This window comes from Streptomyces scopuliridis, from assembly GCF_042790125.1.
Taxonomy (GTDB): Bacteria; Actinomycetota; Actinomycetes; order Streptomycetales; family Streptomycetaceae; genus Streptomyces; species Streptomyces scopuliridis_A.
Map to the genome: position 1 here is coordinate 175,548 of NZ_JBHTZS010000016.1, position 7,388 is coordinate 182,935.

Annotated in this window: 7 protein-coding genes; 5 read left to right on the forward strand and 2 right to left on the reverse strand. The window is 69.5% G+C overall.

Annotation, left to right across the window (positions count from 1 at the left end):
• The first annotated feature begins 96 nt into the window (after positions 1-96).
• Both ACFRKB_RS24360 and ACFRKB_RS24365 read left to right on the forward strand, forming a co-directional pair.
• Positions 97-2,733 (forward strand): alpha/beta fold hydrolase, encoded by a 2,637-nt coding sequence (locus ACFRKB_RS24360; protein ID WP_383108511.1) that lies wholly within the window; start codon positions 97-99, stop codon positions 2,731-2,733.
• On the forward strand, positions 2,730-3,590 hold the full coding sequence (locus ACFRKB_RS24365) for an ABC transporter permease (protein ID WP_383108512.1): 861 nt from the start codon (positions 2,730-2,732) through the stop codon (positions 3,588-3,590). The genes ACFRKB_RS24360 and ACFRKB_RS24365 overlap by 4 nt, the downstream gene beginning before the upstream one ends.
• 60 nt (positions 3,591-3,650) lie before the next feature.
• Here the strand turns inward: ACFRKB_RS24365 and ACFRKB_RS24370 are convergent, their stop codons facing one another.
• A complete protein-coding gene (locus tag ACFRKB_RS24370) occupies positions 3,651-4,364 on the reverse strand; it encodes a helix-turn-helix domain-containing protein (RefSeq protein ID WP_383108513.1) in 714 nt (237 codons plus the stop codon).
• A gap of 335 nt (positions 4,365-4,699) precedes the next feature.
• Between ACFRKB_RS24370 and ACFRKB_RS24375 the strand changes: the two genes are divergently transcribed.
• On the forward strand, positions 4,700-5,161 hold the full coding sequence (locus ACFRKB_RS24375; protein WP_383108515.1) for an anthrone oxygenase family protein: 462 nt from the start codon (positions 4,700-4,702) through the stop codon (positions 5,159-5,161).
• Between the two features lie 148 nt (positions 5,162-5,309).
• Here the strand turns inward: ACFRKB_RS24375 and ACFRKB_RS24380 are convergent, their stop codons facing one another.
• A complete protein-coding gene (locus ACFRKB_RS24380; protein ID WP_383108516.1) occupies positions 5,310-5,975 on the reverse strand; it encodes an ATP-binding protein in 666 nt (221 codons plus the stop codon).
• Positions 5,976-6,111: 136 nt separating this feature from the next.
• On the opposite strand from ACFRKB_RS24380, the gene ACFRKB_RS24385 reads away from it, so the two are divergent.
• Complete coding sequence (locus ACFRKB_RS24385) at positions 6,112-6,972, forward strand: helix-turn-helix domain-containing protein (protein WP_383108517.1); 861 nt, start codon at positions 6,112-6,114, stop codon at positions 6,970-6,972.
• Positions 6,972-7,205, forward strand: coding sequence for a DUF397 domain-containing protein (locus ACFRKB_RS24390; protein ID WP_383108519.1), 234 nt, complete (start codon positions 6,972-6,974; stop codon positions 7,203-7,205). Before ACFRKB_RS24385 ends, ACFRKB_RS24390 begins: the two co-directional genes overlap by 1 nt.
• Positions 7,206-7,388: the final 183 nt, after the last annotated feature.

Below are 7,388 nucleotides of genomic sequence, written 5' to 3' on the forward strand. Positions count from 1 at the left end.
TGGTGTACGGCGAGGCTACCCGTACTACCCCGGGAGGTCTTCGAGTTCCGACCGGTGTCCGTACGGCCGGGTCCGGGGCCCGTTTAGGGTTCAAGCATGGAGCTACGAACCCCCCGCCGGTTGCGGCCGCGCGCGCGATGGCTCGCGGGCCTTGGCGTCGCCGCCGTGCTTGTCGGAGCCGGGACCTGGACCGCCGTCGCCTCGGACAGCGCGCCCGCCGTGCACCGTACGGACCAGGTGCTGTCGATGGACGGCGCCCGGATCGACACCTCGTACTTCACCGCGGGCAGCGGGCGCCGGCCGGCCGTGCTGGTCGGGCACGGCTTCGGTGGCAGCAAGGATGACGTACGGGCCCAGGCCGAGAAACTCGCCCGGGACGGGTACGCGGTGCTGACCTGGTCGGCGCGGGGTTTCGGGAAGTCCACCGGCGAGATCGGGCTCAATGACCCCGATCACGAGGTCAAGGACGTCTCCCGGATGATCGACTGGCTCGCCGCCAGGCCCGAGGTGCGGCTCGACGCGAAGGGCGATCCCCGGGTGGGGGTGACCGGTGCCTCGTACGGCGGCGGCATCTCGCTGCTCGCCGCCGGATACGACAAGCGGGTCGACGCGATCGCCCCGCTGATCACGTACTGGAACCTCGCCGACGCGCTCTTCCCCGACGGCGTCTTCAAGAAGCTCTGGGCGGGGATCTTCTTCTCCACCGGCGGTGGCTGCCAGACGTTCCAGAAGGAACTGTGCGACATGTACCAGCGGGTCGCCGTCTCCGGCACGCCGGACGCGGCCGCCCGTGAGCTCCTGGAAGAGCGCAGCCCGTCAGCCGTCGGTGACCGTATCGATGTGCCCGCGCTGATCGTCCAGGGCCAGACCGACTCCCTCTTCCCGCTCGGCCAGGCCGACGCCATGGCGAAGGCGATCAGCGCCAATGGCGCACCCGTCGACGTCGACTGGATGGCGGGCGGACACGACGGCGGTGACCAGGAGAGCGGCCGGGTGCAGAGCCGGATCACCTCCTGGTTCGACCGTTATCTCAAGGACGACAAGGGCGCGGACACCGGACCCGCGTTCCGCGTGAGCCGGACCGGAGGCGTCGACTCCACCGACGGCCAGGCCCTGTTGCGGGGCGCGAGCAGCGACCGTTACCCGGGCCTGGAGAGCGGCACCACCAGCGTCCCGCTGAGCGGCGGCACGCAGACCTTCGCCAACCCGCCGGGCGGGAGCCCGCCGGCCATCTCCGCCGTACCGGGCGTCGGCGGCGGACTCTCCCAGCTCTCCACCCTCGGCGTCGGGCTCTCCCTCGACTTCCCCGGACAGCACGCGCGCTTCGACTCCGCGCCGCTCGACCGGTCACTGCGCATCACCGGCTCGCCGACCATCCGGGCCACCGTCACCTCCGACAGCGGTGACGCGGTGCTCTTCGCCAAGGTGTACGACGTCGGGCCCGACGGCCGCCAGCAGGTGCTGCCCTCACAGCTCGTCTCGCCCGTACGGATCGAGGACGCGCGCAAGGGCAGGACGGTGGAGCTGACGCTGCCCGCCGTCGACCATCAGGTCGTGCCGGGACACCGGCTCCGGGTCGTCCTGTCCGCCACCGACCTGGGCTATGCCTCACCGGCCGCTCCGGCCACCTACCGGGTCTCCGTCGACGGCGCGCTGACCGTACCGACCGTGCCCGCGCTCACCACCGGATCCACCGCACTGCCCTGGTGGACCTGGGGGCTGCCGGCCGCCGGCGTACTGATCGCGGGCGCCCTGCTGCTCACCGCCCGGCGCCGCACCAGCGCGCCGGCGCCCGATCCCGAGCTGGCCGAGGTGCCGCTCCGGATCACCGGTCTGACGAAGCGGTACGCGGGGGCCACCGACCGCTACGCCGTCCGTGATCTCTCCTTCCAGGTCGAAAAGGGCCAGGTCCTCGGTCTCCTCGGGCCGAACGGCGCCGGCAAGACCACCACCCTGCGCATGCTGATGGGGCTGATCAGCCCCGACGCGGGCGAGATCCGTGTCTTCGGGCATGCCATCAGGCCGGGCGCGCCGGTGCTCTCCCGGGTCGGCTCGTTCGTCGAGGGTGCGGGCTTCCTGCCGCATCTGTCGGGCCGGGCGAACCTGGAGCTGTACTGGCAGGCCACCGGCCGCCCCGCCGAGGACTCCCATATCGAGGAGGCCCTGGAGATCGCCGGGCTCGGCGACGCGCTCGCGCGGGCCGTACGCACGTACTCGCAGGGCATGCGACAGCGGCTCGCGATCGCCCAGGCCATGCTCGGCATGCCGGATCTGCTGATCCTCGACGAACCGACCAATGGCCTGGACCCGCCCCAGATCCGCGAGATGCGGGACGTGATGATCAGGTACGCGGCCGGTGGCAGGACCGTGATCGTCTCCAGTCACCTCCTCTCCGAGGTCGAGCAGTCCTGTACGCATCTGGTCGTCATGCACCGCGGGCAGCTCGTCCAGGCGGGCCCGGTCGCGGAGATCACCGGCGCGGGCGACACCCTGCTCGTCACCACCGCCGAGGAGGTGCCGGAGCCCGTCGTCGAGAAGATCGCCGCGCTGGCGGGCATCGGCTCGGCGGTCCGTACGGACGACGGACTCGGTCTGCTCGTACGGCTCGACGGGGCGAACACCAACGCGCTGGTCACCGAGTTGATCCGGCTGGATGTCCCGCTGACGGGTGTCGGACCGCACCGCCGCCTGGAGGACGCGTTCCTCACCCTGATCTCAGGAGGCTCCGCATGAGCGCGCTGATGGAATCGGCCCCCGGCTACCGGGCCCGGCGCACCCTGCCGCTGAGGGTCGAGGCGCTGCGGCAGCTGAAGCGCAGACGGACGCTGGCGATGGGCATCCTGCTGGCCGTGCTGCCCTTCGTGCTCATCGTCGCCTTCGCGATCGGCGGCACCCCGGACGGCGGCGATCGCAACGGCCGGGTGACCCTGATGGACACCGCGACCGCCTCCGGCGCCAACTTCGCGGCCACCTGCCTCTTCGTCTCCGCGGGCTTTCTGCTGGTGGTGCCCGTCGCGCTGTTCCACGGGGACACCGTCGCCTCGGAGGCGAGCTGGTCCTCGCTGCGGTATCTCCTCGCCGCGCCCGTGCCACGGGCCCGGCTGCTCTGGAGCAAGCTGGCGGTGGCGCTCTGCATGAGCGCGGCGGCGATGCTGCTGCTGCCGCTGGTCGCCCTGGCGGCGGGCACCGCGGCCTATGGCTGGGGGCCACTCGAACTGCCGACGGGCGGCTCTCTGGCCACCGCCGACGCGGTGCCCCGGCTGGCACTCGTCGTCGCGTTCATCTTCGTCTCCCAACTGGTGACCGCCGGCCTTGCCTTCTGGCTGTCGACCAAGACCGACGCACCTCTGGGAGCGGTCGGCGGGGCGGTCGGGCTGACCATCATCGGTAACGTGCTGGACGCCGTGACGGCGCTCGGTTCCTGGCGGGACTTCCTGCCGGCGCACTGGCAGTTCGCCTGGGCAGACGCGCTTCAGCCGCAGCTGGAGTGGAGCGGCATGGTGAAGGGCGCGGCAATTTCGGTGACATATGCCGTGGTGCTGTTCGCGCTGGCTTTCCGGGGCTTCTCCCGTAAGGACGTTGTCTCCTAGCGAGGACTCTCCAGGACTCTCCAGGACTCTTTGGACGTACGGGCTCCAGGCCCTGGATCCCTAGATCCACCCCCTTCGAGCCGCTTCCGCACCCGCCCGGAAGCGGCTCGTCGTGCCGAGGGCGGTGAGCAGGTCCCCCACCCGACGGCTGTACGTACGGCTGGACATGCCCAGCCGTGTCGCCGCCGTCTCGTCGGTGAGCCCGGCGAGCAGCGCCTCCAGGACGGGCCGCAGATGTCCCGGCAGACCCCCGGGCGAGGGGAGCGCGGCGGTCGGCAGCTCCTCGCCCGTGTCCCACCACGTCTGGTGCGTACGGACCAGGGCCTGGACGACCACCGGATCGCGGATCAACAGCAGCCCGTGGTAGTGGAGTTGGAGATCGAGCGGGACGGCCGCGACCGAGCGGTCCACCAGGATCATCTTGAACGGGATGGAGTCCGTCTGTCTGGCCAGGCCGGGCAGGTCGCGGGGGAGTGGGTACGAAAGCCCGGCGAGCCCATGGCGCGGCACGATCCTGCGGACCCCGACCGCGCTCGACCGGCCCCGCGCTCTGCCTCCCGGGCCGCTGTCATGCCAGCTCTGCTCACCCGCCGCACGCACACAGGCGCCGGCGAATTCCAGGAACTGCTCCGGGATGCACTGCCCCAGACAACTGCCCGGGTCGTCGAAGATCAGCAGCTCCTGGCGGGCGGAACGGACCAGAGCGGTCAGCGTGGCCGTCACCTCCCGCACACCCTGGATCGGCCGGCCGGGCGGATGGGGCGTGTCCACCACGTCCTCTCGCGCTCCGCCCACCGGTAATGCCGACCTGTTGAGCACAGAACCCGAAACCTCTGCCACGGCTGACCACCCCCGCCATCCCCTCGGAGCCGTACGCCACTCCATGTACGCACATCATTGCTCACCGTGACAAGTGCCAGTACGGAGAGTGGCGACTCCATGCCAGAGCTTCCACAACCGGCCTAAAATCCCGCAGTCTGGGTGATCGGCGGCGAACAGCGGTGATGGACCGGCGGTCGACCGGCGTGATCGGGAAGCCCTCAAGAACGTGATCGAGAAGCGCTCAAGAACCCTGCCCCGTCGGCCATTTGGTGCGCGATGATGTGCGCATGGCCACTCTGCTGCTCGCTCTCGCCGCGATCTCCACGGGTCTGTTCGCGGGGTATTTTCTGATCTTCCAGACCGGCATCATGCCCGCCCTGGGCCGGCTGAACGACGAGCAGTTCGTCGCCGCCATGCGCCGGGTCAATGAGTACGTGCCCCGCCCGGTCTTCCTGCTGACCTTCCTCGCCGTGGTGGCGTTCCCGGCCGCGGCGCTCGCCGTACCCGTCGACGGGCGCTCGGACACGCAGCGCTGGCTCCTGGTGGCCGGACTGGTCTGTGTCGTCCTCAACCATCTGGTGACCATCGGCGGCAACGTCCCGCTCAACAACGCGCTGGCGTCGGCCACTTCTTCACCCGACGGGGTGGCGCGCGCGGCCTTCGAGTCCCGGTGGAACACCTTCCACCTCATCCGCACACTCTTCTCCGTCGCGGCCTTCGCGCTGGTGGTCGGCGCCGCGCTGTCGTGAGCCGGTGCGGCCGGGCCGAGTCCGGCTCGGCCCGGCCGCACCGGCCCGATCGGCAGACCCCTGTACTGCCGGTCGGGACCGGCGACAGCCCTCGGCCCGACGTGTCGGCCAGGAGACCGGCGTCGCCAAGAACGTCGGGGTGTGCGGTTCAGATGCCGGACCCGTGACTCAGCGGGAGCATCGCCCAGACCGTGCGCCCCATCCCGCCCTCGCGGGATCCGACGCCCCATGCCTCGGCCAGACTCTCCACCAGCAGCAGTCCCCGCCCGTTCTCCGCGCGGGAGTCGGGGTTGCGGGGGCTCGGTGCTCCGTCCCGCGCGCCCTGGTCGTGGACGTCGAGCCGTACATGCTCGGCCAGCAGCCGGACCTCACAGCTGATCAGCGCGCTGGCCGTGTGGAGCACGGCATTGGTGAACAGTTCGGAGATGACCAGGACGGCGACATCGCACAGATCCGTGTGCAGTCTCCACCGCTGAAGCTCATCACGGAGCCAGTGCCGCGCTCTGGCGACGGAGTCCCGTCTGCTGGGGAGCGTGAAGGCGCTTCTGTACGCGGCGTGCCGGCCGTGTACGCGTACCTCGTTCCAGTGCGCGTCGTGCCCATGTGCGTCGTGCCCGTACGCCTGGCGCCCGTATGTCTCGTACCCATAGGCGTCGTGACTGTGCGTACGCGCACGGAGGCCGGGGCCGGTTCCCTCGTCCCGTCGGCTGACCGAGGCGCACCAGGCGCCCCAGGGGTGCCGAGCACGCGCTTGTAACTCCCCGGCGAGGGGCTGGGGTTGCTTGTGTGCACGGTGATCCGTGATGTGAGCCACGCGTTCACTATGAGCGCTGGCGGTCACAGGCCGCAACCGATCGTTCTGATAATTTCACAATGCTCCACATCTCTCTGGATAGAGCACTACTCACCTGTCAGACTTTGTGAGATGAGTCGACGTCAGGAGACCCCGCATGAGTGAGGCTCGTCCGGGAACCGCGCCCACCGTCCTGCGTATCGTTCTGGGCAAGCGGCTCGGGGCACTCCGTGAGAAGGCGGGGGTGTCCCGTGAGGCGGCGGCGAAAGTCCTGGACGTCGCTCCGCTGACCATCCGGCGAATGGAGAATTCCGAGGTCAGCCTCAAACTCCCCTATGTCCTGCTGTTGTTGCAGGCGTACGGAGTCACGGAGAGTGAGGCCGAGGAGTTCGCCGAGCTGGTCAAAGTCGCCAACAAGCCAGGCTGGTGGCATCGCTATCGGGACGCGCTGCCCGGCTGGTTCAGCGCGTACATCAGCCTGGAGGACCAGGCCAGCCTGATCAGGACGTACGAACCCCACTATGTGCCGGGTCTGTTGCAGACCGAGGAGTACGCCCGCGGTGTGCTGCGCGCGGGCGCGCACCGTAACGCCGAGGAGCTGGAGCGGCGCGTCGCGCTGCGCGTCAAGCGTCAGCAACTGCTCACCAAGGCCGACGCGCCCTTCCTGTGGATTCTGATGGAAGAAGCGGTCCTGCGCAGACCCGTCGGCAATCCGGAGGTGATGCGGGGGCAGGTCGACCGGCTGCTGGAGGCCACCGCGATCCCCAACGTCACCTTGCAGATCATGCCGTTCGCGATCGGACCGCATCTCGGGGCGTTCGGACCGTTCCATCTCTTCCGGTTTGATATGCCCGAACTGCCCGATGTCGTCTACACCGAAAATCTGACCGGCGCCGTCTATATGGATCAGCGCCCCGATATCGCCGCCTATCTGGAAGTCCTGGACAATATGTCCGCTCGGGCGGCACCCGTTGACGAAACCAGAGCTTTTCTCCTAGGGATACGCAAGGAGCTCTAATGCGGGAGATTTTCAACGGTATGCCGGCCGACGAACTGGGAGCCGACGGCTGGGAGAAGCCGTGGAGCGGCCCCAATGGCGGCAGTTGCGTCGAGACGAAGAAGGTGGACGACGAGCATGTCGCGATCCGCCAGTCCGCGGACCCGTCCGGGCCGACGCTGATCTGCACCGCGGCCGCCATGGCCGACTTCGTCGCGGGCGCCAAGAACGGTCTCGCCGACTTCCTGCTGTAGCCGCCACGCCCCCGGCTGCCACGCCCCCGCCGGACGCACCCCGCTCTCCCCAGCCCCCAGCCCCCCTCAATCTCCTCCCCCCAGCAATCCCCATTACCTTCTTGGTGGCCCCGCAACGGGGCGCCCGGCCTTCGGAGTTGGCATGACTTTCTCCCCCTGTCGATCGCATGTCTTGGGGGGTGG

Coding starts and splice junctions, on each gene's coding strand:
- ACFRKB_RS24360 (WP_383108511.1), top strand. CDS start 97: ATGGAGCTACGAACCCCCCGCCGGTTGCGGCCGCGCGCGCGATGGCTC.
- ACFRKB_RS24365 (WP_383108512.1), top strand. CDS start 2,730: ATGAGCGCGCTGATGGAATCGGCCCCCGGCTACCGGGCCCGGCGCACC.
- ACFRKB_RS24375 (WP_383108515.1), top strand. CDS start 4,700: ATGGCCACTCTGCTGCTCGCTCTCGCCGCGATCTCCACGGGTCTGTTC.
- ACFRKB_RS24385 (WP_383108517.1), top strand. CDS start 6,112: ATGAGTGAGGCTCGTCCGGGAACCGCGCCCACCGTCCTGCGTATCGTT.
- ACFRKB_RS24390 (WP_383108519.1), top strand. CDS start 6,972: ATGCGGGAGATTTTCAACGGTATGCCGGCCGACGAACTGGGAGCCGAC.